This window comes from Pseudomonas sp., from assembly GCF_030696055.1.
Lineage (GTDB): Bacteria > Pseudomonadota > Gammaproteobacteria > Pseudomonadales > Pseudomonadaceae > Aquipseudomonas.
Genome location: NZ_JAUYNP010000263.1, coordinates 1 through 25,086 on the forward strand (window position 1 = coordinate 1; position 25,086 = coordinate 25,086).

28 protein-coding genes are annotated in these 25,086 nt (G+C 64.4%); 12 read left to right on the top strand and 16 right to left on the bottom strand.

Annotated features, from left to right (window positions below; genetic code table 11):
• Nucleotides 1-313: SMC-Scp complex subunit ScpB (locus tag Q8Q83_RS15555; RefSeq protein ID WP_305625036.1), on the bottom strand; the 313-nt coding region annotated here is incomplete at its 3' end.
• Nucleotides 314-315: 2 nt separating this feature from the next.
• Nucleotides 316-1,014 (bottom strand): ScpA family protein, encoded by a 699-nt coding sequence (locus Q8Q83_RS15560; RefSeq protein WP_305625063.1) that lies wholly within the window; start codon nucleotides 1,012-1,014, stop codon nucleotides 316-318.
• 381 nt (nucleotides 1,015-1,395) lie between these two features.
• Here Q8Q83_RS15560 and Q8Q83_RS15565 point away from each other — a divergent pair, with 381 nt between their 5' ends.
• Nucleotides 1,396-1,725 carry a PA2779 family protein gene (locus Q8Q83_RS15565; RefSeq protein ID WP_305625037.1) on the top strand — a complete coding sequence of 110 codons (330 nt, stop codon included), beginning with the start codon at nucleotides 1,396-1,398 and terminating at the stop codon, nucleotides 1,723-1,725.
• A gap of 89 nt (nucleotides 1,726-1,814) precedes the next feature.
• Here Q8Q83_RS15565 and Q8Q83_RS15570 read toward each other — a convergent pair whose 3' ends face one another.
• Together Q8Q83_RS15570 and Q8Q83_RS15575 are read right to left on the bottom strand one after the other, a co-directional pair.
• Nucleotides 1,815-2,444 carry an L-threonylcarbamoyladenylate synthase gene (locus tag Q8Q83_RS15570; protein WP_305625038.1) on the bottom strand — a complete coding sequence of 210 codons (630 nt, stop codon included), beginning with the start codon at nucleotides 2,442-2,444 and terminating at the stop codon, nucleotides 1,815-1,817.
• Between the two features lie 13 nt (nucleotides 2,445-2,457).
• Entirely contained in the window at nucleotides 2,458-3,321 is an 864-nt protein-coding gene (locus Q8Q83_RS15575) for a PHP domain-containing protein (RefSeq protein WP_305625039.1), read from the bottom strand.
• Between the two features lie 151 nt (nucleotides 3,322-3,472).
• On the opposite strand from Q8Q83_RS15575, the gene Q8Q83_RS15580 reads away from it, so the two are divergent.
• The 5 genes from Q8Q83_RS15580 to Q8Q83_RS15600 all read left to right on the top strand — a co-directional run bounded on the left by Q8Q83_RS15580 (nucleotide 3,473) and on the right by Q8Q83_RS15600 (nucleotide 7,174).
• A complete protein-coding gene (locus Q8Q83_RS15580; RefSeq protein ID WP_305625040.1) occupies nucleotides 3,473-3,772 on the top strand; it encodes a YciI family protein in 300 nt (99 codons plus the stop codon).
• A 225-nt stretch (nucleotides 3,773-3,997) separates the two neighbouring features.
• On the top strand, nucleotides 3,998-4,399 hold the full coding sequence (locus tag Q8Q83_RS15585; protein ID WP_305625041.1) for a translation initiation factor 2: 402 nt from the start codon (nucleotides 3,998-4,000) through the stop codon (nucleotides 4,397-4,399).
• A gap of 7 nt (nucleotides 4,400-4,406) precedes the next feature.
• Nucleotides 4,407-5,084 (top strand): response regulator transcription factor, encoded by a 678-nt coding sequence (locus Q8Q83_RS15590; protein WP_305625042.1) that lies wholly within the window; start codon nucleotides 4,407-4,409, stop codon nucleotides 5,082-5,084.
• Nucleotides 5,085-5,365: 281 nt separating this feature from the next.
• On the top strand, nucleotides 5,366-5,773 hold the full coding sequence (locus Q8Q83_RS15595) for a Spy/CpxP family protein refolding chaperone (RefSeq protein ID WP_305625043.1): 408 nt from the start codon (nucleotides 5,366-5,368) through the stop codon (nucleotides 5,771-5,773).
• A 63-nt stretch (nucleotides 5,774-5,836) separates the two neighbouring features.
• The gene (locus Q8Q83_RS15600; protein ID WP_305625044.1) at nucleotides 5,837-7,174 is read left to right on the top strand and encodes a HAMP domain-containing sensor histidine kinase; all 1,338 of its coding nucleotides are present in this window, start codon (nucleotides 5,837-5,839) and stop codon (nucleotides 7,172-7,174) included.
• A 38-nt stretch (nucleotides 7,175-7,212) separates the two neighbouring features.
• Here the strand turns inward: Q8Q83_RS15600 and Q8Q83_RS15605 are convergent, their stop codons facing one another.
• Together Q8Q83_RS15605 and Q8Q83_RS15610 are read right to left on the bottom strand one after the other, a co-directional pair.
• The gene (locus Q8Q83_RS15605; protein WP_305625045.1) at nucleotides 7,213-7,764 is read right to left on the bottom strand and encodes a nitroreductase family protein; all 552 of its coding nucleotides are present in this window, start codon (nucleotides 7,762-7,764) and stop codon (nucleotides 7,213-7,215) included.
• Nucleotides 7,765-7,873: 109 nt separating this feature from the next.
• On the bottom strand, nucleotides 7,874-8,245 hold the full coding sequence (locus tag Q8Q83_RS15610) for a YkgJ family cysteine cluster protein (protein ID WP_305625046.1): 372 nt from the start codon (nucleotides 8,243-8,245) through the stop codon (nucleotides 7,874-7,876).
• A 154-nt stretch (nucleotides 8,246-8,399) separates the two neighbouring features.
• Between Q8Q83_RS15610 and Q8Q83_RS15615 the strand changes: the two genes are divergently transcribed.
• Nucleotides 8,400-9,854: a TrkH family potassium uptake protein gene (locus tag Q8Q83_RS15615; protein ID WP_305625047.1), complete on the top strand. Its 1,455-nt coding sequence runs from the start codon at nucleotides 8,400-8,402 to the stop codon at nucleotides 9,852-9,854.
• Nucleotides 9,855-9,984: 130 nt separating this feature from the next.
• Here the strand turns inward: Q8Q83_RS15615 and Q8Q83_RS15620 are convergent, their stop codons facing one another.
• Entirely contained in the window at nucleotides 9,985-10,986 is a 1,002-nt protein-coding gene (locus tag Q8Q83_RS15620; RefSeq protein ID WP_305625048.1) for an AraC family transcriptional regulator, read from the bottom strand.
• A gap of 155 nt (nucleotides 10,987-11,141) precedes the next feature.
• On the opposite strand from Q8Q83_RS15620, the gene Q8Q83_RS15625 reads away from it, so the two are divergent.
• Both Q8Q83_RS15625 and Q8Q83_RS15630 read left to right on the top strand, forming a co-directional pair.
• On the top strand, nucleotides 11,142-11,459 hold the full coding sequence (locus Q8Q83_RS15625) for an Mpo1-like protein (protein ID WP_305625049.1): 318 nt from the start codon (nucleotides 11,142-11,144) through the stop codon (nucleotides 11,457-11,459).
• 184 nt (nucleotides 11,460-11,643) lie between these two features.
• Entirely contained in the window at nucleotides 11,644-13,032 is a 1,389-nt protein-coding gene (locus Q8Q83_RS15630) for an adenylate/guanylate cyclase domain-containing protein (protein WP_305625050.1), read from the top strand.
• A gap of 10 nt (nucleotides 13,033-13,042) precedes the next feature.
• Here the strand turns inward: Q8Q83_RS15630 and Q8Q83_RS15635 are convergent, their stop codons facing one another.
• Entirely contained in the window at nucleotides 13,043-14,080 is a 1,038-nt protein-coding gene (locus tag Q8Q83_RS15635; protein WP_305625051.1) for a glycosyltransferase family 1 protein, read from the bottom strand.
• Nucleotides 14,077-14,901 carry a UDP-2,3-diacylglucosamine diphosphatase gene (locus tag Q8Q83_RS15640; protein ID WP_305625052.1) on the bottom strand — a complete coding sequence of 275 codons (825 nt, stop codon included), beginning with the start codon at nucleotides 14,899-14,901 and terminating at the stop codon, nucleotides 14,077-14,079. Before Q8Q83_RS15640 ends, Q8Q83_RS15635 begins: the two co-directional genes overlap by 4 nt.
• 134 nt (nucleotides 14,902-15,035) lie before the next feature.
• Between Q8Q83_RS15640 and Q8Q83_RS15645 the strand changes: the two genes are divergently transcribed.
• The 3 genes from Q8Q83_RS15645 to Q8Q83_RS15655 all read left to right on the top strand — a co-directional run bounded on the left by Q8Q83_RS15645 (nucleotide 15,036) and on the right by Q8Q83_RS15655 (nucleotide 17,057).
• On the top strand, nucleotides 15,036-15,788 hold the full coding sequence (locus tag Q8Q83_RS15645) for an AraC family transcriptional regulator (RefSeq protein ID WP_305625053.1): 753 nt from the start codon (nucleotides 15,036-15,038) through the stop codon (nucleotides 15,786-15,788).
• Between the two features lie 85 nt (nucleotides 15,789-15,873).
• Entirely contained in the window at nucleotides 15,874-16,209 is a 336-nt protein-coding gene (locus tag Q8Q83_RS15650; RefSeq protein WP_305625054.1) for a tRNA-binding protein, read from the top strand.
• Nucleotides 16,206-17,057 carry a DMT family transporter gene (locus tag Q8Q83_RS15655; RefSeq protein WP_305625055.1) on the top strand — a complete coding sequence of 284 codons (852 nt, stop codon included), beginning with the start codon at nucleotides 16,206-16,208 and terminating at the stop codon, nucleotides 17,055-17,057. Before Q8Q83_RS15650 ends, Q8Q83_RS15655 begins: the two co-directional genes overlap by 4 nt.
• A 14-nt stretch (nucleotides 17,058-17,071) precedes the next feature.
• Here the strand turns inward: Q8Q83_RS15655 and Q8Q83_RS15660 are convergent, their stop codons facing one another.
• The 7 genes from Q8Q83_RS15660 to Q8Q83_RS15690 all read right to left on the bottom strand — a co-directional run.
• Entirely contained in the window at nucleotides 17,072-17,362 is a 291-nt protein-coding gene (locus Q8Q83_RS15660) for a SelT/SelW/SelH family protein (protein WP_305625056.1), read from the bottom strand.
• A 136-nt stretch (nucleotides 17,363-17,498) separates the two neighbouring features.
• A complete protein-coding gene (locus Q8Q83_RS15665; protein WP_305625057.1) occupies nucleotides 17,499-19,604 on the bottom strand; it encodes a FimV/HubP family polar landmark protein in 2,106 nt (701 codons plus the stop codon).
• Between the two features lie 260 nt (nucleotides 19,605-19,864).
• On the bottom strand, nucleotides 19,865-21,268 hold the full coding sequence (locus Q8Q83_RS15670) for a DHA2 family efflux MFS transporter permease subunit (protein ID WP_305625058.1): 1,404 nt from the start codon (nucleotides 21,266-21,268) through the stop codon (nucleotides 19,865-19,867).
• The gene (locus tag Q8Q83_RS15675) at nucleotides 21,268-21,702 is read right to left on the bottom strand and encodes a MarR family transcriptional regulator (RefSeq protein ID WP_305625059.1); all 435 of its coding nucleotides are present in this window, start codon (nucleotides 21,700-21,702) and stop codon (nucleotides 21,268-21,270) included. Before Q8Q83_RS15675 ends, Q8Q83_RS15670 begins: the two co-directional genes overlap by 1 nt.
• A gap of 94 nt (nucleotides 21,703-21,796) precedes the next feature.
• Entirely contained in the window at nucleotides 21,797-22,813 is a 1,017-nt protein-coding gene (locus Q8Q83_RS15680; protein ID WP_305625060.1) for a DUF2804 domain-containing protein, read from the bottom strand.
• Between the two features lie 250 nt (nucleotides 22,814-23,063).
• A complete protein-coding gene (locus Q8Q83_RS15685) occupies nucleotides 23,064-24,227 on the bottom strand; it encodes a diguanylate cyclase (protein WP_305625061.1) in 1,164 nt (387 codons plus the stop codon).
• 112 nt (nucleotides 24,228-24,339) lie between these two features.
• A partial coding sequence (locus Q8Q83_RS15690) for an HRDC domain-containing protein (protein ID WP_305625062.1) occupies nucleotides 24,340-25,086 on the bottom strand: 747 nt, incomplete at its 5' end.

Sequence of the window (25,086 nt, forward strand, 5' to 3'; positions counted from 1 at the left end):
AGGCGATCAGCGCCAGGGTCTCGAGCATGGCCCGTGAGTAGCGCTGCGGGCGCTCCTCCCACAGGCGGCCGACCCAGGGCGCGTAACGCTCGCGCACTTGCAAACGGTAGCCGGACGCCACCTCCTTCAACTCGAAGGCACGCCCTTCGCAAGACTTGCGCAGGTGCTCCAGGGCTTTCTTGAACACCGCCGGCTCCGGTCGCTCGCCTTCTTCGAACAGCTCGAACAGGCGCTCCAGGGATTGCGGCTTGCCGGAGGCCAGCAAGAAGGCTTCCAGCAGGCTGGCCAGCTCACGGGGTTCGTTCAGATTCATGCTTATTCAGCTCGCGCACGCACATGGATTGGCCCGAAGGCCTCGTTTTGCACCAACTCGACCAGGGATTCCTTGATCAGCTCGAGTACCGCCATAAAAGTCACCACCACCCCCAGTTTGCCTTCTTCGGCGCTAAACAGGGCGACAAAGGGCACGAAGGCGCCGCCCTTGAGGCGCTCCAGTACCTCGCTCATGCGCTCGCGGGTCGACAGCGCCTCGCGGGTGACCTGGTGGCTTTCGAACATATCGGCGCGGCGCAGCACCTCGGCCATGGACAGCAGCAGCTCTTCCAGGCTGACATCCGGCAGCAGCTTGCGCGCCCGCGCTTCCGGGGCATCCAGGCGCGGCACGGTCAAATCACGGCCGACCCGGGTCAAGCCATCGATACCTTCGGCGGCGGCCTTGTAGCGTTCGTATTCCTGCAGGCGGCGAATCAGTTCGGCGCGCGGGTCGTCTTCCTCGGCCTCGGCTTCGCTGGAGCGCGGCAGCAACATGCGCGACTTGATCTCGGCGAGCATGGCCGCCATCACCAGGTACTCGGCAGCCAGCTCCAGACGCACCGACTGCATCAGCTCGACATAGCCCATGTACTGGCGGGTAATTTCCGCCACCGGGATATCCAGTACGTCGATGTTCTGCTTGCGAATCAGGTACAGCAGCAGGTCCAGCGGGCCTTCGAAGGCTTCGAGAAACACCTCCAGGGCATCCGGCGGGATATACAGATCCAGCGGCATCTCGGTGACCGCCTGGCCGTAGACCAGGGCGAACGGCAGCTCCTGCTGCGCGCCGGCTTGGCTGGCCGAGGGGTCTAGGGGCGGCGTGTCGGACATGGGTTTCTCTCGATCGGGCATGGGCAAACTATCAATACTGGCTGGCACGGTCAGGGCCACTCCTAGGAGCGGAACCGGCCTCAGGGTCTTCGGGTCAAAAATAAAGAAGGCCGCCCTGGCATTCTAATTCACTGAGCAGTTGCCCCGGCTGCATTCTGTGCCGAACTTGCAGAGTTCGGAACCGTCGCTTCGAGTGGTCCCAGCGGGACCGCGGGGAGGTGTGTGATGAAAGCGTTCGCAATGACATTCGGTATGGCTTTACTGATCGCCTGCTGGGCTGCCGTGCTGGCACCCACGGCGCAAGCCGGGATGATCTCCACGGAAGAAGTCGTGGCCACACAAAGCGTGCAGGCCGACCGCGACAAGATCGATGACTTTCTGAACCGCGCCAGCGTGCAGGAAAAAATGCAGGCGATGGGCGTGCAGCCAGCCTTTGCCAAGGATCGTGTGGATGCCTTGACGACTGAGGAAACGGCCACCCTGGCGCAGCGGATCGATGCCCTGCCGGCCGGTGGCGCGCTCGACACCATGGATATCGTCATCATCCTGCTGATCGCCATTCTGGTCGCCATAGCCGTTTGATGGGCCATTACCTCCCCCGCTGCTGCAGCGGGGGAAGTGACGGGCGCAGGAGAGGCGCCGCGGTGAGCCTGTTGCAGATTGAACAGGCGCTAAGCCTCGCCAGCGAAGGGGGCGGGATCGCCGCAGCCGACGCGCACTATTTCCGGCTCGTCCTCGGTCAGACTGACCACGGTGGAAGCCTCCAGGCCGCCAAAGCCGCCATCGATGATCAGGTCGACCTGATGCTCGAGCAACTGGCGCATCTCGTAAGGGTCGCTCATCGGCAGGGACTCGCCCGGCATGATCAGGCTGACGCTCATCAAGGGCTCGCCGAGTTCCGCCAGCAAGGCCATGGCAATAGGGTGACCGGGCACGCGCAGGCCGATGGTGCGGCGCTTGGGGTGCAGCAACATACGCGGCACTTCGCGGGTGGCGTTGAGGATAAAGGTGTAAGGCCCCGGCGTATGGGTCTTCAACAGACGGAAGGCCGCGGTATCGACCTTGGCAAACAGGCTGAGCTGCGACAGGTCGCGGCATACCAGGGTGAAGTTGTGCTTGTCGTCCAGCTGGCGCAGGCGGCGAATCCGCTCCAGCGCATTCTTGTCGCCGATCTGGCACCCCACCGCATAGGAGGAGTCGGTCGGGTAGATCACCACACCGCCGGCCCTGATGATCTCTACCGCCTGCTTGATCAGGCGCAGCTGCGGATTTTCCGGATGAACCTGGAAGAATTGACTCACGCTCAAACCCTGTTCAGATGGCAGTAGGCTGCTGGACATGCTTAAACCGTGCCCAAAGGGGCGGTAGATCCTCGGGAACCGGACGGTAGACACCCAGCTCAGACCATTGACCCGGCGCATGGAAATCACTGCCGGCGGTGACGAACATGCCGAATTCCCGCGCCAGAATCGCCAGACTGCCGACCTGATCGGCCGGCTGCATACCGTTGACCACTTCCAGGGAGTGCCCACCCGCCTGGACGAAATCGCCGATCAACTTGCGTCTCTTACTTCGAGTAAAGTCGTACTGCCAAGGGTGCGCCAGGCTGATCCAGGCGCCGGCCTGACGCAAGGTATCCACCGCCTGCTCGAGCGCCGGCCAATGCTGTTTGACATCGCCCAACTTGCCCGAGCCGAGCCACTTGCGAAACGCCTCGGCGCGGTCCTTGACGTGCCCGGCGCGCACCAGGAATTCGGCGAAGTGCGGCCGCGCCGGCGCGTTGCCACTGTCGCCCAGTTCCTGCTGCAGCGCCCGTGCGCCTTCCAGGGCGCCGGGCATGCCCTTGGCCTCCAGGCGCTTGGCGATTTCCGCCGCACGCAGCCAGCGGCCTTGGTGCAAGTCGGCAATCGCCTGCTGCAAGGCCGGCGCATCGCGATTGAAGGCGTACCCCAGCACATGGATGGTCGCCCCGCCCCAGGTGCAGGATAGCTCGATGCCATTGACCAGTTGCATGCCCAAGGCCTGGGCCGCCTCCCACGCCTCATCCAGCCCTTCCAGGGTGTCGTGGTCGGTCAAGGCCAGCACGCGCACACCGCGTTCATAGGCCCGCGCTACCACCAGGGCCGGCGCCAGCGCGCCATCCGAAGCGGTGCTGTGGCAATGCAAATCAACATCCATAGGGGGCGCTTTCTCGGTCATTTATGTTTGTTATTATGCCGGCAGATGGGGATTCTTGCTGGCTTGCACCACTATTTCCTCGACTTTGCCTGTGGCTACTGCTTTTCTGCCCAAGCCGGGCTGACTGCAGCGACTCATATTAAGGATTGAAATGCTCTACGCCATCATCGCCACCGATGTAGAAAACTCCCTGGAAAACCGCCTGAGCGCACGCCCGGCTCACCTGGCACGCCTGGAGCAACTGAAGAGCGAAGGCCGCCTGGTGCTGGCCGGCCCGCACCCCGCGGTCGACAGCAATGACCCAGGCCCGGCCGGCTTCTCCGGCAGCCTGATAGTCGCCGAATTCGAATCCTTGCCGGCTGCCCAGCAGTGGGCCGATGCTGACCCGTACCGCGCCGCCGGGGTCTATGCCGCGGTGCTGGTCAAGCCCTTTAAGTTGGTCTTGCCTTAGAACCTGTCTCGGATCTGCTGCGCGTCGGCGATACTGCGTTAAAAACAGCCTCGGAATGCTCATTTACAACCCGTAAACTCCGCTTCCTCGGCGCTTTGACCAGCCTTCGGCTGTTACTACGTAGCGCCTTGTCTCGCTCTAGCTCGCGAGATCCGAAACAGGTTCTTAAGGCATCAAAAAGCCTCACCGAATAAACCATAACAATAAATACAAATAGGAGTTCCGATGCGCCCAGGCCCAGTGTTGCTGCTGTTGACCCTGTCGCTCTCCGCTGCCCTGCAGGCAGAAGAGAGCCCACCGCAGTCGCTGGCAGCAGCCAGCTCGGCGCAGGCGCAAGCCGCGACCGTGGAACAGCGGCCGACTATAGGCGAAGAGCAATCCGCCACCCTTGCCAGCGAGTTGCCGGCCAACGCTGGCGAGCGCGAAAACGTGCAACTGCAACGCCTGCGCCAGGAAAACCAGCGGCTCAAACTGCAGTTGAAAAAAGCCCTGGCACAGGCGCCGCACCCCTTGATCAGCGAACAACAGCTGTGGTTCGCCATAGGTGCCGCCGCCGGCCTGTTGGGAGTCATTGTCGGCGCCCTGTTGCGCAGCAATCGGCGTTCGCGCCGCGAGTGGCTGAACTGACATCCCTATGAGCACCCTGCTGCTAATCGACGACGATATCGAGCTGTGCGAGCTGCTGGCCAGCTGGCTGACCCAGGAAGGCTTCCAGGTCAGCGCCTGCCATGACGGCGGCAGCGCCCGCCGCGCCCTGGCCAGCATGACCCCGGATGCGGTGGTGCTCGACGTCATGCTGCCCGACGGCAGCGGCCTGGAGCTGCTCAAGCAGTTGCGCCACGACCATCCGGAATTACCCGTCCTGATGCTCTCCGCCCGCGGCGAGCCACTGGACCGCATTCTCGGTCTGGAGCTGGGCGCCGATGACTACCTGGCCAAACCCTGCGACCCCCGCGAACTCACCGCGCGGCTGCGCGCCGTGTTGCGGCGCAGCCTGCCCCCCGCGGCCTCCAGCCAGCTGGAGCTGGGCGACCTGCACTACAGCCAGGCCCGCGGCATCGCCATCCTGGGTGAACAGGAAGTGCTCCTGACCCTGTCGGAAAGCCGCATCCTCGAGGCCTTGCTGCGCCACCCCGGGGAGCCGGTGGACAAACAGGAACTGGCGCAACTGGCCCTGGGCCGCAAACTGACCCTGTACGACCGCAGCCTAGACATGCATGTCAGCAACCTGCGCAAGAAACTTGGCCCGCACGCCGACGGCCGCCCGCGCATCCTCGCCCTGCGCGGCCGCGGTTACTACTACAGCATCTAAACCAGGTCCACAGCGAGGATCGTAGGTTGGGCTGAGCTACGCGAAGCCCAACAAGGCACAAAGGCAAGGGTGAAACCTGAACCATCGCCGTTGGGCTTCGTCGCTACGCGCCTCAACCCAACCTACAGGGTTGAACCGCGCCCTCGGCAGGGCCTATGGCAAACCATTGGGCCTGGCCATGGCCTTTACCCAAGCTTTACCTTGCCCTGACGGCCCTTGACCTTGCCCCCCCTAGACTGGGCCCATCCGGCCTCGACCGGTTTCAGACAAGGAGACACACCATGCGCAAGACCCTGACCGCTGTACTGCTCACCCTGACCCTGCCGACGCTGGCCATGGCCATGCCCGAAGGCGGCCTGCACCCGGAGGGTGAGCGTGGCGCGCGGATGTTCGAAGAGCTCGACCTGAACCCAGAGCAGCAACGCGAAATCCGTAAATTGATGGGCGAGCAGATGAAAGGCCGCCATGAGATCACCCAGCGCTACCTGGAAAAACTCCCGGCAGCCGAACAGCAAGCCCTGCAGAATGAACTCAAGGCCGCCAAGGACAAACAGCACAGCGCCATCCGCGCCCTGCTCGATCCGGAGCAGCAGAAGGCCTTCGACGAACAGCAGAAAAAGATGCAGGAACGTCACGCCGAACGCGAAGCCTTCAACGCCTGGAAGGCCGAGCAGGCCAAGAAAAACTAAGCCCCCAAAACACCCATCAAGCCCTGCGGTTTGATGGGTGTTGCCGTTAATTGAGGAGTCATTGTGCGTTCATTGTTCTGGCGCATCTTTGCCAGTTTCTGGCTGGCGATCGCCTTGGTCGCCGGCTTGTCCATGCTGCTCGGGCGCATGCTCAATCAGGATGACTGGATCCTCAGTCAGCACCCGGCCGTTGCGGGCTTGGCCGAAGGCTGGACGCAGCGCTATGAACAACAGGGCCCCCAGGCCGCCCAGGATTTTCTCGAGCAACGCAAGGAAGAGTTCCGCATCAACGTGCAGGTGCTCAGCGATAACGGCCAACCCCTGGTGCGCGGCACCTTCCCGCCCCGCGCCGCGGCCTTCGAAGCCCGCGCCAAAGACCGCAAACGCCTGCCCTGGCGACGCCTCAACGCCGACTACCGCAGCCCCCTAAGCGGTGAAACCTACCTGTTTATCTACCGCATTCCACACCCTGAAGTGGCGGCCTGGCACCGCGGCAGCCTGCTGATGCCGCTTAGCGCACTGGGTATCGCCATGCTGGTGCTGACCCTGTTCAGCCTGTGGCTGACCCTGTCCATCACCCGCCCGTTGAATCGCCTGCGCGGCGCGGTGCACGATCTCGGCCAGACCGCCTATCAGCAGCACAGCCTGGCGCGCCTGGCCCTGCGTCGCGACGAACTGGGCGTGCTGGCCAGTGACTTCAACCGCATGGGCGCGCGCCTGCAAGGCCTGATCGGCAGCCAGCGCCAGCTGCTGCGCGATGTCTCCCACGAGTTGCGTTCGCCCCTGGCGCGCCTGCGCATCGCCCTGGCCCTGGCCGAACGTGCGGAGGCGCCTGAGCGGGAGACTTATTGGCCACGCCTGACCCGCGAGTGTGACCGCCTGGAGGCCCTGATCGGCGAGATCCTCGCCCTCGCCCGCCTGGATGCCAACCCCGGCGCGGCGCAACCCATAGACCTCGGCGCCCTGCTGCAGCGCCTGCAAGAAGACGCCCGCCTGGATGCCCCCGAGCAACAGATCGCGATCCAGGCAGCGCCCGGCATCAGCCTTAACGGCTGGCCGGATATGCTGCAGCGCGCCCTGGACAATCTGCTGCGCAATGCCCTGCGCTTCAACCCGGCCGGGCCGCCGATTGAACTGGGCGTGACGCAGGACGCCGAGCACCTGTGCATCAGCGTGCGCGACCATGGCCCTGGGGTTCCCGAGCAAGTGCTGGCACGCCTGGGCGAGCCGTTTTTCCGCGCTCCCGGGCAAAGCAGTCCCGGCCATGGTTTGGGTCTGGCGATTGCCCGGCGCGCCGCCGAACGCCACGGCGGTCAACTGGAACTGCGCAACCTGGCCTCAGGCGGTTTCTGCGCCAGCCTGCTGCTACCGCTCAAGCAGGCGCATAAGGCGGTGGACTGAGCGCCCTCATCAGAGGTCGTCGCTACGCGACCTCCACGTTAATGGGGCCAGGCACTGACAAAGTCGGCCACATCCAACGGCTGCGGTGTGCGCAACTCGCGCTCCGGCGTGCCCAGATAGAGGAAGGCGATGATCTGCTCGCCCGCGGCCAACCCCAGACCCGCCGCCACCTGGGCGTTGTAGGCCAACTCGCCGGTGCGCCAGACCGCGCCGATGCCCTGGACATAGGCGGACAGCAGGATGCCATGGGCGGCGCAACCGGCGGCCAACACCTGCTCCTGCGCCGGCACCTTGGGGTGCGCCTGCACCCGTGCTATCACCACTACCAGCAGAGGCGCGCGCAGCGGCATGGCCCGCGCCTTGCTCAAAGCTTCCGGGCTGGCGTCGGCAGGCAGGGCCTGGGCAAACAGCTCACCCAATTGCTCGCGCGCGGCCCCCTCGATGGTGAGAAAACGCCATGGCCGCAACAGGCTATGGTCCGGCGCCCGCAGGGCCGCGCGAAACAGCAGTTCGCGCTGGGCCGCATCCGGCGCCGGCTCACACAAACGCGGCGCGGACACACGATTTAGCAACGCATCAAGGGCATCCATCGGCCACCTCGTAAAATTGAATAGGCGCGAATTCTAGAATGGGCGGCCTGGCCGTTGGGGAAAATCTGCTGCCGAGCGGCAGATCGACCCAGGCACGCCGCAGAGCGGCTTAGGCCACAGGCTCAGTCGACAGACCTGGCTGCACGGGCGCCACCAAGGGCGGCAGGCCATAGGCCAGGCGCGCCACGTCGCAGCTCGGGTTATGTTCGCCATTGGCCCAGGACGCCTCGAACTCGCGACAAGTGCTCGAACGTTGCGCATAGAGCCCGCAACTCACCCCGGCACCGACCTCGCCCTGCAACGCCGTGCAACGCACCGGTTTGCTTTCGGTGCCGCGCATGGCGACTCGTTGCGGAGTGATCAGCACCACCTGGTCATCCGGCACGCTGCCGCCGGCCGACTGGCATTCGCCCCAGAAGAAGGACACGCGAAAGTGCGCGCAGCAGGCGCCGCAGCTAAGGCAAGGATTGCTATCGGACATAATTCGAGCAGCTCAGAAACCGGTCGGGCCGGCATTTGGCGGCTATTCTAGGGCGGGCCGAGCGCTTGTAAAGCACCGATTAATCATGGCTGTAAAGCGCAGCAAGCATGCGTAGAATGGCGCCTTTTGGCAGCCCCTAAGCCGAGTCCAACCGATGTCATTGTCGACGCTACGCATCATCGTTTTTATTCTCGGCATTTTCCTGATCACCCTGGCCGTCAGCATGCTGATCCCGATGCTGACGCTGCTGCTCTATTCACGCACCGACGATCTCGACGCTTTTCTCTGGGCCAGCCTGATAACCGCTGTGGCAGGCATTGCCATGGTCAGCCCCGGACGGCCCAAGGACGCCCAACTACGCCCGCGCGATATGTACCTGCTGACCACCGCCAGTTGGGTGGTGGTGTGCGGCTTCGCCGCCCTGCCGATGGTGATCATCCAGCACATCAGCTATACGGACTCCTTCTTCGAAACCATGTCCGGCATCACCACCACCGGCTCCACCGTGCTGGTCGGGCTGGACCAGACCTCGCCGGGGCTGCTGATATGGCGCTCGCTGCTGAACTGGCTGGGCGGTATCGGTTTTATCGGCATGGCGGTGGCTATCCTGCCGCTGCTGCGGGTCGGCGGCATGCGCCTGTTCCAGACCGAGTCCTCGGACTGGGGCGAGAAGGTCATGCCACGCTCGCATATGGCGGCCAAGTACATCCTGATTGTTTATAGCGGCCTGACCCTGCTGTCCTTCCTGTGCTACTGGGCCGCCGGCATGTCGCGCTTCGAGGCGGTCAACCACGCCATGAGTTCCATCGCCACCGGCGGCTTCTCCACCTCCGATTCCTCCCTGGCCAACTGGACGCAACCGGCGGTGCACTGGGTCGCGGTACTGTCCATGATACTCGGCGCCCTGCCCTTCACCCTGTATGTGGCGACTATGCGCGGCAACCGCAAGGCCCTGATCAGGGACCATCAGGTGCGCGGCTTCCTCGGTTTCCTGGCGATCACCTGCCTGGGCTTCGGCACCTGGCTGTGGCTGAACTCCGAGCACGCCTGGCTGGACGCCGTGCGCATAGTCGCGGTGAACGTCACCTCGATAGTCACCACCACCGGCTACGCCCTCGGCGACTACAGCCTGTGGGGGGGCTTCGCGGTGATGGTGTTCTTCTACCTGACCTTCGTCGGCGGCTGCTCCGGCTCCACCGCCGGCGGCATGAAGATCTTCCGTTTCCAGGTCGCCTATGTGCTGCTCAAGGCCAACCTGCAACAGCTGATCCACCCGCGCGCGGTGATCAAGCAGCAGTACAACGGGCACAACCTGGACGAGGAAATCGTCCGCTCGATTCTCACCCTGTCCTTCTTCTTCGGCATCACCATAGGCGGGATCGCCCTCGGCCTGGCACTGCTGGGGCTGGACTGGATCACCGCGCTGACCGGCGCCGCCACCGCGGTATGCAACGTCGGCCCGGGCCTCGGCCCGATCATCGGTCCGGCCGGCAACTTCTCCAGCCTGCCGGATGCGGCCAAGTGGCTGCTGTCGCTGGGCATGCTGCTGGGCCGTCTGGAGATTCTCACCGTACTGGTGCTGCTCACCCCGACCTTCTGGCGTCACTGAGGCCGCCAGTGGCCACGGCTCCTGTGTAGCCGGCTGCAATCCCTGGATTGCAGCCGGGCTACCAGCGGCAACTATGTCCAGGCCGGGGTCTCAAGAGCGCTGGCTGGACAGCGCAGCGCTCAGCGCCAGCCTACAGACGCGCGCGGTATTCGCCGGGGGTCACGCCGAACCAACGGCGAAAGGCCCGGAAGAAATTGCTCGGGTCGGCAAAACCCAGCAGATACGCCACCTCCAACAGGCTCAGGTTGGGCTGACCGAGGTACTGCTGGGCCAGTTCGCGGCGGGTGTCGTCGAGCAACTGCTGAAAGCTGCTGCCCTCCTCCTGCAAGCGCCGCTGCAGGGTGCGCTGCGACAGGTGCAGGGTGTGCGCCACCGCCTCGCGCTTGGGCTCGCCCTGGGGCAGCAAACGGCACAGCACCTGACGGGCCTGGTGGGTCACGCGGCTTTCCGAGAAGCGCGCCAGGTACTCGCCGGCGAATCTGTCGTGCAGCTGCGCCAGAGATTCGTTGGCGGTCGGCAACGGCATGTCCATGTCGGCCCGGTCGAACAGCAACCCATAGTGGTCGGCGTTGAACTGCAACGGCCCCTGGAAGACCTGCTCGAAGGGCTGTAGATCGGCCGGCGCAGCGCTTTGGAAGAACACCCGCAGCGGCCGGATCGGCTTGCCGGTCATCCAGCGACAGAACGCCAGGGCATAGGCCAGCGACGCCTCGATGCTCTGCCGCGCGGCGGGCAGGCGGTCGCCATGGATCGCCAGGGTCAGCTCATAGCCCTGGCTGGTCGGGCGGAAGCTGAGGTCGGCGCCTTCGCCGATAATCCGCTGATAGCGCACCATGCGGGCGAAGCCCTCTTTCAGGGTGCGGCTGGACATCAGCGCATAGCCGACCACATGGAAGGAGGCCGGGCGCACCACCTTGGCCATATTCAGGCCAATCGCCGGATTGCCCGACAGCTCCACCGCGCGCTGCCACAGGCGGGTCATGCCGTCCTGGGGAAAGCGTGCATCCGGGTCGCTCAGCGCCGCGTAATCGAGCCCCAGTTCGGGGAAGATCGCCCGGCAGTCGACGCCGCCCATTTCCAATGCCTGGACAATGCCCAAGGCCCAATTCGACGAGGTGGTACGTTCGCGCATGGGGTTTTCTTATTCGAGTCCACAAGAGAGCAGCCCAAGGATACTAAACTGGCACTTAATGTCAGTGGCCCAGCGAGTCAGTCGCCCTAGACTGCAAGTAACCCAGGGTGGCTGCAACCGCTGCTGCCGTGCGCAACGCTAACAGGAGGCCTGCCATGACCACTGGTACCCACGAGCGCTACAGCAGCTTCGCCGAGTTCTACCCCTATTACCTGCAGGAACACAGCAACGCCACCTGCCGCCGCCTGCACTACGTCGGCAGCCTGCTGGTGCTGGGCATCCTGGCCTATGCGCTGCTCACTCAGCAGTGGCTCTGGTTGCTGGCCATGCCCCTGGCCGGCTACGGCTTTGCCTGGGTCGGCCACTTCGTGTTCGAGAAAAACCGCCCGGCGACCTTTCAATACCCGCTGTACAGCCTGCTGGGCGACTGGGTGATGCTAAAAGACGCCTTTACCGGCCGAATCAAGTTCTAACACCGGGCTTATTGGGTAAATCAGCGACCGACGGCAGCTATTCCCGCACCGTTCGGCCGGCATGCTTGGCTGCGGTGCTTGTGCTTGGTTATGATCCAGGCCTTTGTCGCTTACCGAACAAAGGTTTGCCGACCGTAGGCGTCCAGAAGAGACGTCGCCTATCAGCAGGGACCCCCGCCATAGCATGAATGCCCAGACTTCGATCCGGCTTGCCAGGCTGCCGGCACTGCCGCTGCGCGAGTACTACGCGCGTGTGTTGGCCTATATCGCCATCGCCGCCAGCATTGCCGCTGGCACCTACGTCCAGCATTTCGGCTATGACATCCTCTGGATGGTGCCCTACGCCCTGCTCTACCCGCACCTGGCCCACCACCTGAGCCTGCGCTTCAAGCGCGAGCATCCGCAGAGAACCACCCAGAGCCTGCTGTTTATCGATGCCCTGCACTCGGGGACGGCCATGGCCCTGCTGGGCTTTTCCGTGGTGCCGAGCCTGATGGCCCTGCTGATTCTGAGCTTCAGCGCCCTGGTGATCGGCGGCCTGCGCTACCTGGCCCTGGCCAGCCTGATCGCCCTCAGCAGCGGCGTGCTCAGCGCCGCGCTGCTCGAGACCCAGGTGCGGGTCGATACGCCCGCGGCAGTGGCATTGATCAGCATCCTGTTCACCATTTTGTATATCTGCATCACCGCCTACTTCGTGCACCAGCAGGGCTTGCGCCTGTCCCAGGTGCGCAGCGAGATCACCCGCGAGCAGGAAAAGGCCGCGCGCCTGGCGCGCAACCTGGCCAAGTACCTGTCGCCGCAGGTGTGGGAGTCGATCTTCACCGGCAAGAAGAGCGTGCGCCTGGAAACCCAGCGCAAGAAGCTCACGGTGTTCTTCTCCGACATCAAGGGCTTTACCGAGCTGTCCGAGGAGCTGGAAGCCGAAGCCCTGACCGACCTGCTCAACACCTACCTCAACGAAATGTCGAAGATCTGCCTGAAATACGGCGGCACCATCGACAAGTTCGTCGGCGACTGCGTGATGGTGTTCTTCGGTGACCCGGCCAGCAAAGGCGCGAAGAAGGACGCGGTGAACGCGGTGTCCATGGCCATCGCCATGCGCAAGCATATGAAGGTGCTGCGCCAGCAGTGGCGCGCCCAGGGCATCACCAAACCACTGGAAATCCGCATGGGTCTGAACACCGGCTACTGCACGGTGGGCAACTTCGGCGCCGACACGCGCATGGACTACACCATCATCGGCCGCGACGTGAACCTCGCCAGCCGCCTGGAAAGCGCCGCCGAAGCCGGCGAGATCCTGATCTCCCACGAGACCTACTCGCTGATCAAGGACCTGATCATGTGCCGCGACAAGGGCCAGATCACGGTCAAGGGCTTTACCCGCCCGGTGCAGATCTACCAGGTGGTGGATTTTCGCCGCGACCTGGGCGCCACCTCCAGCTATGTCGAACACGAGCTGCCGGGCTTTTCCATGTACCTGGACACCAACGGCATCCAGAACTTCGACAAGGAAAAGGTCATCCAGGCGCTCAGCCAGGCGGCCGACAAGCTGCGCGACAAGGTAATAATGTAGGCCCGCCGGGCTAGGCCTCGACGGCCTGGGCCTGGGCCTGGGCGGGCATACACTGCTCACCATCGAGCAAGGGCTGGTGGGCGAGAAATTCTAGCGCCGAGGCGCGCCAGGACTGCTGCGCCGCCAGCTCGGCGCAGCGTCCGCGGTCCAGCTGCAAGGCGCCCAGGCAGGCCTCGCGCAAATCCTCGGCCATCACCCCGCTAACCCCCGCCTGCAACACATCCAAGGGGCCCGGCACCGGGAACGCGGCCACCGGCGTGCCACAGGCCAGGGCTTCGAGCATCACCAGGCCGTAGGTATCGGTGCGCGAGGGAAACACCAGCACGCTGGCCTGTTGATAGGCCTGGGCCAGCGCCATGCCATGCCGATAGCCGAGAAACTGCACCTGCGGATAGGCGGTCTGCAGCGCTGCGCGCTGCGGGCCATCGCCCACCACCTGTTTCTCTCCCGGCAGATCCAGAGCCAGAAAAGCCTCGATATTCTTCTCCTGGGCCAGCCGCCCGACATAGAGAAACACCGGCTGCGCAGGCGGCTGTGGCGAGGGGCCAAACAGCCGCGTATCCACCCCCTTGCGCCAGAGCGCCAAGCGCTGGAAACCCCAACCGGCGAACTCGTCGCGCATCCGTTCGGTGCTCACCAGCACCGCCTGGCTGGGGCGATGAAAGGCGCGCAGAAAGGCGTAGCCCCAGCTCAACGGCAGCCAGGACCAGCGGCCATGGATATACTCGGGAAAACGTGTGTGGATGGCAGTGGAAAAGGCCAGGCCACGTTTGCTCAGCCAGCGCCGCGCCGCCCAGCCCAGCGGCCCTTCGGTGGCCAGGTGGACGCAATCGGGCTGAAACTCCTGGATCGCCGCGCCCACCCGCCAGCAATCCCATACCAGGGGGATTTCCGGGTAAGTCGGGCACGGCAGGCTACGAAAATCCGCCGGCGCCAGCAGCTTGACCTGATGACCCAGGCCTCGCAGCTCGCCGACCAGCGCCTGCAGGCTGGTGACCACGCCATTGACCTGGGGTGACCAGGCGTCCGAGACGATCAGTATCCTCATAGTGCCGGCTCGGCGGCGGCCAACTGCTCGGCCTGTTGCTGGGCCTGGCGCGCCTGGTCGTCGGCCAGCCGATAGAGTTCGATGCTGCCATCCAGGTGCTCGATCAGCGCGCTGCAGGATTCCACCCAGTCGCCGCAATTCATATAGTCGATCTCGCCCATGGGACGGATCTCGGCATGGTGGATATGCCCGCAGACCACGCCGTTAAAGCCGCGCTTGAGGCACTCGTGGGCGATGGCTTGTTCAAAATCACTGATAAAGCTCACCGCGCTTTTGACCTTGTGCTTGAGGTAAGCCGACAGCGACCAGTAACCGTAGCCATAGCGGCTGCGCCAGAAATTCAGCCAGCGGTTGAGGGTCAGGGTGAACTCATAGGCCGAGTCGCCGAGAAAGGCCAGCCAGCGGTGATAGCGGGTGATCACGTCGAACTGGTCGCCGTGAATCACCAACAGGCGGCGGCCATCGGCGGTGATGTGCTCGGCCTCGTCGACCAGCTGGATATTGCCCAGGATCAGGCTGGAGTAGCGGCGCAGGAACTCGTCGTGGTTGCCGGTGACATAGATCACCTCGGTGCCGCGTTTGCTCATGGTCAGCAGGCGCCGAATCACGTTGCTGTGCGCCTGGGGCCAGTAGACGCCGCTGCGCAGCTTCCAACCGTCGATGATGTCGCCGACCAGGTAGACCTTGTCGGTCTGATAGCGCTTGAGAAAGGCCGCCAAGTGCTCGGCCTGGCAATCGCGGGTGCCGAGGTGCACATCGGAAATCCACAGGGTGCGGACACGTTGCTTACGGCTGGGTTTGGCGAGCTGAGCGCTGCTCATGGGCGACCTCCGGCAGGGTTTGCTTGAGGTTGCGCGGTGCGGGTGAAACGACCGTGACAGCGCCGTGGCGATTCGATGACAGCGCCAGCGGCGGTTTCTGCGGGTAGACTTATCGCCTGCCCAAGGAGCCCGCCATGTCCTCGCCGCTGTCTTTGCGTCACTACAGCCACGAACTGCTCAGCCACCGCCACGCTCATGCCCAGCTGGTGTTCGGCCTGAGTGGCCAATTGGACGTCGAAGTGGCCGGCCGCGGCAGCCTGGTGACCCGCCAGACCCTGGCCGTGGTGCCCAGCGAGGCGCAGCACGCCTGCGGCAGCAAGGCCGGCAGCCAGTGCCTGGTGCTCGACGTGCCGCCCGAGCACTGGTTGCAACAGCAGCTCGGCCAGCACCTCGACGCCACCCGCCGCCTGCTGGAAAACCCGGCGGCGCTCAGCCTCAGTCCCGCGCAGGGCCAACTGGTCAGCTGGTTGGCGGCCAGCCCGATCAATGACCCGGTGATCGCCCAGCAAGGCGCCGCCCTGCTATTGGCCAGCCTGGCCAATAGCGCTGCAGGTCAGCTTGCGCCCGCGGGCTTGCCGCTGGCCGCGCTGGATGCGCATATCGACCGGCATGCCGCCCACCCGCTGCAAGTGGGCGACCTGGCGCGTTTGGCCGGGCTGTCGGTGGCGCGCTTTCATGTGCGTTTTCTCAGTGCCACCGGGCAGACGCCCATGGACTATGTGCGCAACCGGCGCCTGCAACTGGCCCGTCATCTGCTGCAACACAGCAGGCTGCCCATAGGTGAGATCGCCGCGCGGGTCGGCTATGGCTCGCAGAGCGCCTTTACCGCGGCGTTGTCGCGCCAGTTCGGCTGCACGGCCCGCGCACTCCGCCGGCTCCGCGAGTAGCGCGACAAAAGCCGCAAGCCCTGCGACAGACATCCCGCCCGACGCCGCCCTAGACTGCACCCAGCAATCAGTGGAGGCCGCGGCCATGCAACAAATCGAGTGGGACGATTTTCAACGGGTGGAACTGCGCGTCGGCACAGTGCTGTCCGCGGAACTGAACGAGAAGGCGCTGAAACCGGCCTATGTGCTGCAGGTCGATTTGGGCGAGCTGGGCGTCAAGCTATCCAGCGCCCAACTCACCGCCCACTATGCAAGCGCGCAACTGCTGGGCCGCCAGGTGCTCTGCGTGTGCAACTTCGCCGCCAAACGCATAGCCGGCATGCGCTCCGAGGTGCTGGTGACCGGCGTGTATGACGCCGACAACAAGGTGGTGCTGGCCAGTTTCGACAAGCCTTTGCCCAACGGCGCGCGCCTGGCATGAATCAACGCAAGGCCCTCTGGGCCATTCACCTGGGGGCCTTGCTGTTCGGCCTGTCGGGGATCTTCGGCAAGTTGGCCAATACCACGCCGCAGATGATCGCCGCCGGTCGGGCGATTTTCGCCGTACTGGCCTTGCTGCTGTTCGCCAAGCTGATCGGCAAGGCCCAGCTGATTCGACTCAGTCTGCGTCAAGTCGCCCTGCTGGTGCTGGGCGGGCTGCTGCTGGGTGGTCACTGGTGGAGTTTCTTCGAGGCGGTGCAGATTTCCGGCGTGGCCATCGCGACCTTGGGCTTTGCCAGTTTTCCGGCCTTCACCGTGCTACTGGAAGGCCTGCTGTTCCGTGAACGCACTCGCCTTGCCGAGTTCGCCATGGTGGCGCTGGTATGCCTGGGCCTGGTATTGGTCACGCCGGACTTCGACCTGGCCAGCCAGGCCACCGCTGGCCTGCTCTGGGCCGTGCTGTCCGGTTTGCTGTTCGCCTTACTGTCCCTGCTCAACCGCGCCAGCAGCCGTGGCATAGAGCCGATACAAGCTGCGCTGGGGCAGAACCTGACGGTGTTGCTGTGCTTTGTGCCGCTGGCCTGGCCCGAGCTGCCCAGGGTGCCGGCCCAGGACTGGTTGTGGCTGGCGCTGCTGGGAATCTTCTGCACCGGCCTCGCCCACAGCCTGTTCGTGGCCAGCCTGCGCGTGCTCAAGGCGCGCACCACGGCGGTGATCTTCGCTCTGGAGCCGATCTACGGGATTGCCTTCGCCTGGCTGCTGTTCAACGAGGTGCCGAGCCTGCGCATGCTGGCCGGCGGCACGCTGATCGTCAGCGCGATCTTTCTCTCGGCGCGTATGGCCAAGTAAATCAGAACTGCTGCTCAGGACACCGGACGGTCGCTATGGCCCAAATCGCGAGCCGGATCTATCTGGTCGCGCAGGCGCTGCTTGAGCACCTTGGCCTCGGGGAAGCCGCCATCGGCCTTGCGCTCCCAGATCTGCACGCCATCGCAGGTGATGCGGAACACCCCACCGGTGCCGGGCTCCAGGCTGACCTTGGCCAGGTCGTCGGCAAAGGTCGATAGCAGCTCCTGGGCCAACCAGGCGGCGCGCAGCAACCATTGGCATTGGGTGCAATAGGTGATGGTGACTTCGGCTTTGTGGCTGGACATGGCCTGACTCTAGGTTGGCAAAAAAACCATGATAACGCCTACAACCCCAAGCCCAGAACTCTAAGCCCTAAGCCCAGATAGCCAAACAGCCCGTTCCGCTGAGGTGAACGGGCGTTCCACCGGGCAGTACAACGGGCTAGGCGATCTTGGCCAGCAGTTGCCGGGCCCGCTGTTTTTGCTTCTCGTCGCCACTATTAATGACTTCATTGAGGATACTGCAGGCGCTGTCCAGGCTGCCCTGCTCGATATAGGCCAGCGCCATATTCAGTTTGGCCAGGTTGTCACGGCTACCGGCCAGATCGTCCAGATCGCTCACCACCGCACGCCCAGGCGCCTTGGGCTGCTCGACAAAGGCCGCATCCAGCTCGTCATCCAGCCAGTCATCGTTCGGTGTCTCTTCCACCAGCATCGATTCGGCAAAGGGGCTGCGCGGATCGCGGCTGCCTGCCAGACCGAAGACATCCGAGGTTTTGCCCTGAGCGGCCGCGCTGCTCCCAGCCTCGTCCGCGAGCTTGCTCGGTGCAGTTGGCGAGAACGGACTGACCATATCCCAGTCGGCATCCAGCGACAGCTCATCCAGATTGAGCTGGCTGTCTTCAGCCGGCAACTCGGCTGGCGCTTCGTCCAACTGCAGCAGCGGATCGCCGAGCAGTTCGGCAGGCGGAGCCTCGAACAGCTCGGCATGCCGCGCCTTCAGCTCATCGATACGCACGGGGCTAAAACCCGCCGCGCGCAAGCTGGTTTCCTGCTCGACAAAACCCTGGGCATCGCCGAGTTGGGCCAGTACTTCCAGCAGGCGAAAACCTATGTCGCTGCGCTGCGGCTGGGCTTGCGCAGCCTTGCGCAGGGTGTCCTCCGCTTCACCGAGGCGGCCATAGGCGATATAGACATTGGCGCTCTGCAGCGCGTCGCTGCCGTCTGCCGCCGACCAGGCGGGGACTGGCGCTTCGCGGACGCTGACCGTCACGGCTGGGGCCGGCTGTTTAGGCTCTACCCCTGCCGCCTTCGCCGTGGCCATGACTGGCTGTGGAAGCGGTTTAGTGGGTGCAGGCGGCTCTACCGGGCGATTCCGCGCGCGCCAGAGCACACCGACCATAGCCGCGAACAGCAGCGCCAGAAGTGCCAGACCTCCCTTCAGCCAGTTATCACTCTGCTCGCCAGCCGCTGGCTCATTAGCCGGTGCAACTAGCGGAGCCTGGGTCAGGGTAGCTGGGCTGGCAGTCGCCGCTTGGCGCGCCGCCAGTTCGGCCTGCAATCCGGCAATCTGCCGGTCCCGCGCCGCCATCTGCTCTTGCATCTGCTGCACCTGCAGTTCCAGCTCGGCCAGGCCCTGTTGCAAGCGCGTCGTCTCGGCAATCTGCTTGGTCAGTTCCTGATCGGCCAGATTCTGCTCCTGCACCAGCAACTGCGCCGCTGGATCGACCGGCAACTCGCCAGCAGCCTGCCCCGCAGCCACTAGCTCGGGAACAGCCTGCTCGGCTGCTGTATCAGCAGTAGCAGGAGTGGCAGGCGCAACGGCAGGCGGACTGCTCGCGCTATCGGGTAACAGCAACTCGGCGCCGGCGCGCAGGCGGTTGATATCGCCCTGGCTAAACGCCTGCGGGTTGAGGGCCTGGATATCGCTCATCAGGGCTTGTTGCGAAGCTAGGCTACCCGCCTCACGCAGGCGTGCCGCGATCTTCCACAGGCTATCGCCACTCAGCACGGTATAGCGTTGCTCCTGCTCGGCCGCCGGCAACGGCGCGCTGGCGCGAGCAGGGCTGGCCTCGCTAGTTGGGGTGACCGGGGCCGCTGCCGGCAGCGCTGCCGGAGTGGGCGCAACCGCCAGGCTACGGTAGGCCGAGGAGCCCGGGGGATCGAGCAGCACGGTGTACTCGCGGTACAGCTGCCCGCTGGCCTGCGCCACCTCGACGATAAAGCTCAGGTACGGCTCACGCACCGGGCGCACCGATGCCACCCGAATCACACTGCGGCCGCCGCGCAACAAGGGGGTAAAGCGCAAGTCATTGAGGAAGTACAGGCGATCGACACCCGATCGATTGAAGACGTCGATTGGCGCCAGACGAACCCGCAGGTCGCTGTCAGTCAGGTCGCCGATATTGAGCAGTTCGATTTCCGCATCCAGCGGCTGACTCAAGGCCGAGTGCAAGGTGATTTCACCAAGCCCCAAGGCCGGCACCATGCCTGAGTAAAGGGCCGAACCAGAGGCCAGGCCAATCAGTAACTGACGAACCCTTGCCATATACAACTCTCCCGCTGAATCCACCCGACCTGCCTTTCCACAATACGCTCTGGGCGTGCGCATCCGGCGCTGAGAAAACCAAAAGGGCAGCAAAATCGTGCTTCGGGAAATACGCTCCGTGTTGAACCCGGCTGGTGCACGGCGATGATCACGGCTGCATTTAGCAGACAAATTGTGAACTGCTTGGCAAACAGCCAGCACCCGTGAAGCATAGGCCCAGAGTCAAGAAACTGACAAGCAATAGTCCTAGCGCCCTGCCGTCAGTCTCTTGCCGACTTGACGCCCCAGGCAGCCAGCACCGTGACGGCGAAAACCGCCGCCAGCAGCCAGAAGCTTTGCTTGAAGGCCAGCGCTTCGGCCAATCGATGGCCGCCTTCGGCGCCGTGTCGCCACTCCAGAAAGAAGGTCAGCAGATTAACCCCGAAAGCGCCACCCAGCTGACGCACGAAGGTGATGGCGCCGGCGCCTTGGGTCAACTCCTCCGCGCTCAGGATGTCCAGCGAACCGGTGCTCAAGGCCGGCAGAATCAGGCCTAAACCGACCCGTCCGACACAGGTCCAGAAGCACAGGAGCAGAAAGCCTGCGCCCTGCCCGACCCAGGCCAGGCCGGCGGCGGACCAGGCAAAAATCAGCAGCCCGCTGATCAACAGCAAGGCCGCCGACAAACGATCACTTAGCCAACCGCCGACAAAGGAGGCCAGGCCCATCAAAACGCCCGCCGGCAACAGCAACAACCCGGCGCGACCGGCGCTATAGCCCTCCACTGTTTGCAGGTACAAGGGAATCAGGTAGGTGGAGCCATACAGGCCCACGCCCAGGGTCAAGGCCACCCAACTGGCGCTGCGAAACCCGGCGTGGCGCCATAAGCCCAGGGGCAGCAAGGGTTTGTCGCTGCGCCGGCTGCGCGCCACAAAAGCACATAGCGCCACTACCAGCAAGGCTGCCGGCAGCCATACCCGCGGCTGCGACCAGGCAAAGCGCTGCGCTTCGGCCAGGGCGCCCAGGGCGGCAAAAATCGCCACGCAGAGCCAGGCAAAGGCGCGGATATCGAGCAACGGGGTGCTGCGCTCACGCTGACTGGGCAGCAGCCATTGCCCGGCGATCAGCACCAGCAGGCACATGGGTAGCGGCAACCAGAACACCGCGGCCCAGCCGAAGTGATCGACCAGATAGCCGCCAATGCCCGGGCCGAGCGTGGGCGCCAGCATCACCCCCAGGCCATACAAGCCCAGGGCCATACCCCGGCCACCGGCGGCGAACACGCGAAAGATCAGCACCACCGCCAAGGGTTGCACTATGCCCGCGCAAAGCCCCTGGATGATGCGCATCGCGATCAATTGCCAGGCCGCTTGCGCGACCAAGGCCAATAGCGAACTGAGGATAAACAGCAACAGGCCGAACTGCGTGGTGCGCCGCGCACCGAAGCGCGCTTGCGCCCAGGCCGCCAGCAGCAAGCCGGCGGTCATGGCCGCGAGAAAGCCGGTGGACAGCCATTGCGCCAGCGGCCGGCCAATGGCGAAGTCCTGCATGATCGCCGGCAATGCCACGTTGATGCTGGTGGATGCCAGCACCATGGCCATGCTGCCGGTCATCAACAAGGCCAGCAGGCACTGCGGATAGCGCTTGCCGAAACGCTGCTGCAGCGCCTGCAAGTCCTCCTGCATCAGCGCCGTTCCAGATTGCTCAGCACCTGGGCATGCACCTTCTGGCAACGGCGCAGATCGTCCTCATCGATGCCGGCGAAGACTTCCTTGCGCAGCTGAGCGGAGATCGCTTCGATTTTTTCGATCAGCGGCAGGGCCTGTGGGCTCAGGGCAATCTTCTTCGCCCGGCGGTCTTCCGGCACCGCCTGGCGGCTGACCAGGCCCTGGGCCTCCAGGCTGTCGAGCAAGCGAGCCAGGGTCGGGCCTTCCACCCCCACGCTTTGCGCCAACTCCCGCTGGGTGGGTAATTCGGCGAAGCGTCCCAGGTGCAGCAGCACCAGCCAGCGCGCCTGGGACAGGCCAAGCCCGACCAGGCGGCGATCCAGCTCGGCGCGCCAGGCGCGGGATAGTTGGGCGACTTGCATGGCGAAACGGTGTTGATCGGTGTGCGACATGGATAACGGCTCTTAACTATCAAAAACTAATTATTAGCCAGCTAACCATAACCCTAGGACCTAGGCAAGTCTGCCGAGGCTTTCGCCCCTCCCATCACCACTTAACGTACTGATCTTCAACGAAGCCCCAGAGGTTATCGATAGCCACTGGCGGGCGACCGACAGGACGCAGCACGCCCTTGAACTGACCGAATATCTGCTTGAAGTTGCTGGCCAGCACGCCGAGATTCAGGCGTTCCTGGTGCAGGCCACGGCCCTCGAAGCGCAGCTCCACCTGACCGTCATGGGAACTGATCTGCCAGGGCTGCAGAGGCTGATCGCGATCGAAAGCGAAACGCACGCCATCGACCTTGATCAACTCGCCATCCAGCCAGTAGCAGTTTTCGCTGAAGCTGGTCTCGTTGACCCCGCAGGACAGGTTCAGGCCGACCCGCTGCGCCCCCGCCTGGCCCGACAGGCAGGCCCAGTTCCAATGGGTTTCCGGGCGCATATAGCCGGCCGACCAGTCGTGATGGGCAAAGGCCTCGAGCTGCGCCAGGTCGAACTCGCCCAGGCTGCAACTGACCTGCCCGGTGCAGCGCACCCCGGCGACTTTCTGCGCATAGACCCAGCCATTGACCGCGGCCTGTGTGTTGATGCACATCGGCTGGAACGCCGGCTCGCTCTCGCTGAAGCGCGCATCGATCCGCGTGCCGTCATCCAACTCCACCAGCAGGCGCTTCTCCCTAGAGGCACCGTGGTTCTCCAGACGCAGCAGATTGCGCCCCGCGCGCAACTCGCACAGGCCGTCATTGGGCTGCTGGGAGAAACAGCTGCCAAAGCCCAGCGGCAACTTGAACTGACGCTCGATCATGCGCCCGCTGGGCGGGTGGAACAGGTAGACGAAGCCGATACCGGCCAGGCTCAGGTTGGCCAGGGCGCAGCCGCCGATCAACTGGTCGCTGATCAGCCCGAAATACTGGAACTGGTGGAAACGCCGCCATTTCGCCAGGGCGCCCAAACGCCGGCCCATGGGCGAACGAAAGTCGAAGTCGCGGTAATTGATCAGCCCCGGGGCCGAGGGAAAGATGCCGTAATGGGGCTGACCGTTGGCCTGAATCAGTCGATCCATGGGGGAAATCGCTCGAGGAGAACACCAGGGCGATGCTAGCACTGGCGTTCCAGCTCAGGCACTCACCGCAAGCGCCAGCGCGAGCGGCAAAATCGGCCAATACAGTCAGCGGGCAGTGTAGGTTGGGCTGAGCCACGCGAAGCCCAACATTGCGCCCATGCGCCGTAAGACGAGCGGAGCGCAAGCGGGACGTCGGGCGGAGTGCTGCGCACTCCCTGTTGGGCTTCGTCGCTACGCTCCTCAGCCCAACCTATGCCACCACCTGATTGCGGCCAAAGGCCTTGGCCTCATACAGGGCGCGGTCGGCATATTCATAGAGCTGCGCCAGCGCGCCGCTCTCGGCGGGCTGGATGCAGGCCACGCCAATCGACATGGTCAGCATGGTGGCGGTATCCGAGCCGGCATGCTCGATATCCAGGGTTTGCAAGGTCTGGCGCAAGGCTTCGGCATGCTGCCGGGCTTGGTCCGCCGCTATGTCGTAGAGCAGCACGGCGAACTCTTCGCCGCCCAGGCGCACCGCCATATCCAGAGGCCGGCGGGCGGCGTCCTGGAGCAGGCTGCCGACCCGCTGCAAGGCATTATCGCCGGCCTGGTGGCCGTAGTGATCGTTGTACGCCTTGAAGTGATCGATATCGCACAGCAACAGGGCCAGGCTGCAGCGCTCGCGCTGCGCCTGACGCCACAGGCGCTCGAACTGGCGATTGAAACTGCGGCGGTTGTGCAGCCCGGTCAGGCTGTCGTGATCGGCCAGCACACGCATCAGCCGGCTGATCAGAAAGTGCTCGCGCGACTTGAACTCCAGCAGGTAGCAACCCACGGCGCCCATCAGGTTGCCGAACAACAGGAACAGGCTGTTATTGATCAAACGCGGCACCGACACGCCAGCCATCAGCAGCTCGGCGGCGATATAGCTCAGCAGTATCAGCAGGGAACAGGCCAAGGCCTCGAACAGGCGCAAGCCCACCAGAAAGTAGGAGGCCATGCACACCAGCAACAGCCCCTCGTAGGGGTAGCTGGGGTCGACTCGGTGGGCGATACCCACCACCAGCGAGGCGCCGACGCCCAAGGCCAGAATGGTCACCAGGCTCAATGGCTGCAGCAGGTGCACATGCTTGCGCCGCACCAGCAGCCAGGCGAACAGCACCAGCAAGAACAGCACGCTCAGGCGCACGCCCAGCATCCACCAGATTTCAGGCGCCTGGATCAGGGCAAAATCAAAAGCCGCGAACGCCAGCCAGATCAGCATGCCGACGCCGAGCGCGATGCGCTTCAGGTCGTAGCTGTCGTCGCGCACGTACTCGCGGTACTCGCGCTCCAGCGGCCGTGCGAAACGCAACAGACGAAAGCCCAAGGCCAGCTGGTCGGCATAGGGGCTGGGGCGCACATCATCTAGCCAGGCATGGGGAAGCGGCACCTTGACCTCTACTGGGGGACGGGCTGAAACCACCTTAGCCGCTCACCCGCACCGCCACAAGCCGAGCGAAGCTTGGGCACGGCTGAGCTTGTGGCTCAGCACCACCCGCCCATCAGGCCTCGAATTCGGCCTGCAAGGCGGTGCGCACGCAGTGCAGGATGCCCAGCTCGACCCGCCCGGCGAACTGTTCGCTGATCGCGGCAACCGGCGGCAGCTCGCCTTCCCCGTCGAGAAAGGCATCCTGAATCTCGCCGAGCAATTCCTGCGGCAAGTCCAGGGCCTGCTCCAGCGACAGTTGCTGACGGCCAATGGCCTCGGCCAGCAGGCCGTAGACGTTCTTCTCGCTGCAATTGAGCTGAGCGGCGATTTGCACCGGGGTCATGCCGGCACGCGCCAGGCTGATCAGCTCATGGCGCAAGTCCACCACCGCCCGCGGCGCGTCATCCGCGCCGCCGAGCACGGCGAGGAAGGCCTCGCCGTAGCGCTCCAGCTTGCGCGCGCCGACGCCGCTGACCCGCGCCATCTCGGCCAAGGTGCCGGGCTGGCTGCGCAGCATTTCCAGCAGGGTGGCATCGGGGAAGATCACATAAGGCGGCACCCCGTGTTCTTCCGCCAGTTTGCGCCGCAACGCACGCAGGGCTTCCCACTGGCCACGTTCCTCGCCGCGCACCAGTTGGCTGGCGGCGCTGCTGGAGGCTTTGGCGCTCTGCTGCGGCTTGAGGTCGCGGCGCAGTTGCAGGCTGACTTCGCCCTTGAGCAAGGGCCGGCAACTGTCGGACAGGCGCAGGCCGCCGTAACCCTCCAGGTCGACATCGGCCAGGCCGCGCGCCACCAACTGACGGAACAGCGAACGCCATTC